Here is a 2,117-nt window from a genome sequence, read left to right on the forward strand (position 1 = left end):
CCCGCCGGAAGGTGATTGCTTGCCTGAAGTCGCCTTCCTTGAGCAGGTCGGCGCGTCCGGTCACGGACAGATCCGCACCCGTCGAGCTCCTCAGCGTGACGGCGCCCGCAGCGACGCTCGAGGCAGTCTGGCTGGCGCTGGTCGCGATCGTCGCAGCACCGGCGCTGATGGCAGCCGTCTTGACGCCGCTGGCAAGGTCGACCGCGGTCAGCAGGTCGCTGACGGTCGCAGTCGGCGCAGCCGTGGTGCCGAGATAGACGGTGGTGTTGCCGCTGCCGTCGGTGACGAGGTTGCCGCTGACGCCCGAGCCGGTCGGAACCGCGGTGCTCGCCGGGGCAGAACCCGCGCGGAAGGTGATGGTCTTGCCGTTGACGGTCAGCGTGTCGCCGTCAGCGGGCTGGGCGTTGCCGACCAGGCCGGTCGCCGTCGCCGCACCGTTCGCGATCAGGGTGATCGCACCGGTCAGCGCGGTGGTGCCATCGCCGGCCGTCGCCGCCGCACCGGTCAGGGTGCCGATGCTGGCGCCGAGCGTCGTGGTGCCGCTGGCGCCGAGCGTCGTGGTGCCGCTCGCGGCCGTCGTACCGCCGGCGGTGCCGTTGTAGAGCACGTTGCTGCTCGCGGTCGCGCTGGCATAGGAGGTCGTGCCGCGCAGGTCGGCCGCCGTCGCACCCGAGATGGTGGTGGAGACGTTCGACTTGGTGGAATAGCCGACCGTGGTCTGCAGCGCCTGGTTGGCGATCGACTTCGCGCTGTCGATCAGCTTCTGCAGCGAGGTCAGGCCGGTGTTGGCGGCCTGCAGCACCTGCACGCCGTTGGCGATGCCATCGAGCAGATTGTTGATGTCGCTGGCACGGTTGTCGAGCGACTGTGCGGTGAAGAAGTTGGTGGGATTGTCCAGGGCCGAGTTGACGCTCTTGCCGGTCGACAGACGGTTCTGCGTGGTGGCGAGGAGGTCGGCGGTGGACTGGAGAGAGAGCAGGTTCTGGCGAACCGACGCAGAGAGAACAATACCGGACATAACTCTTACCCTTCTGGTTTACGCGTCTTCGTTCGATCGCTTCGGATCGAGTGACAGGACCAGCGTGCCGTGACATGGCTAACAAAGGGTGAAGTGATGCGCGCTCGTCTAAGCGCTGGTTCACCATAAACCGTTCGACAGTCCAAACGAGACCGCCAATCGGACTGAAATCATTGGCATTTCTGCGCGCTTACGCTCCATTAACCATAACCGCTGGTTACTTTTCTGAAGCGTCGTCGGCGTCCTCGCCTTAAAAGAAAAGCGGCGGGGCCGAAGCCCCGCCGCGATGTCTTGGCTAGCGATGTTGTCCGCTTGTTAGCGGAGCAGCTGCAGCACGCTCTGCTGCGACTGGTTGGCCAGCGACAGCGCGGAGACCGCGATCGANGATGTCTTGGCTAGCGATGTTGTCCGCTTGTTAGCGGAGCAGCTGCAGCACGCTCTGCTGCGACTGGTTGGCCAGCGACAGCGCGGAGACCGCGATCGACTGGCGGGTCGACAGCGCCTGGCTATTGGCCGCCTCGACGTTGGTGTCGGCCAGGGTCAGGTTGGACGAGCCGGTCTGGAGCACGTTGATCAGGTTCTTGTTGAAGTCCTGACGCACCTGCACGATCGTGAGGTTCGAACCCAGAGCCGAAGCTTCCGAACGCAGCGTGCTCGACGCGGTGTTCAGGTTGGTCAGCACCTTGTTGGTGGCAGCGTTGTCGATGAAGTCGACACCGCTGGTCAGCGCAGCGAGGCCCAGACCCTTGGAGTTGTAGGTCACGCCGGTGATGCTGAGGTNCCTTGTTGGTGGCAGCGTTGTCGATGAAGTCGACACCGCTGGTCAGCGCAGCGAGGCCCAGACCCTTGGAGTTGTAGGTCACGCCGGTGATGCTGAGGCTCGACTTTGCAGTCTCGTCGAACACCAGCTTGAGCTGGTCGCCGTTCAAGAGATTGACGCCGTTGAACGAGGAGTCCTGCGCAGTCGAGTCGATCTGCTGCAGAATGTTGTTGTACTGGTTGACCAGGTTCGCACGGGACGTCTGCGCAACGGTGTCCTGGACGGGGCTGGAAGCCGTCGAGAACGTCAGCGCGGTGGTCAGCGTACCGCCGATCGAGC

2 protein-coding genes and 1 pseudogene are annotated in these 2,117 nt (G+C 64.3%); all 3 read right to left on the reverse strand.

All coding sequences use genetic code 11. The features are described 5' to 3' along the window. Positions 1-1,018 (reverse strand): DUF1522 domain-containing protein (locus ASG57_RS31315; RefSeq protein ID WP_156402874.1); only part of this gene is annotated, 1,018 nt, incomplete at its 3' end. 415 nt (positions 1,019-1,433) lie between these two features. Beyond that, positions 1,434-1,798 (reverse strand): flagellin (locus ASG57_RS38490; RefSeq protein WP_283806212.1); only part of this gene is annotated, 365 nt, incomplete at its 5' end. A gap of 1 nt (position 1,799) precedes the next feature. Beyond that, positions 1,800-2,117 (reverse strand): annotated as a pseudogene (locus ASG57_RS39530) (DUF1522 domain-containing protein); the annotation flags it as partial.

It is taken from the genome of Bradyrhizobium sp. Leaf396, assembly GCF_001424605.1.
Classification (GTDB): domain Bacteria; phylum Pseudomonadota; class Alphaproteobacteria; order Rhizobiales; family Xanthobacteraceae; genus Bradyrhizobium; species Bradyrhizobium japonicum_C.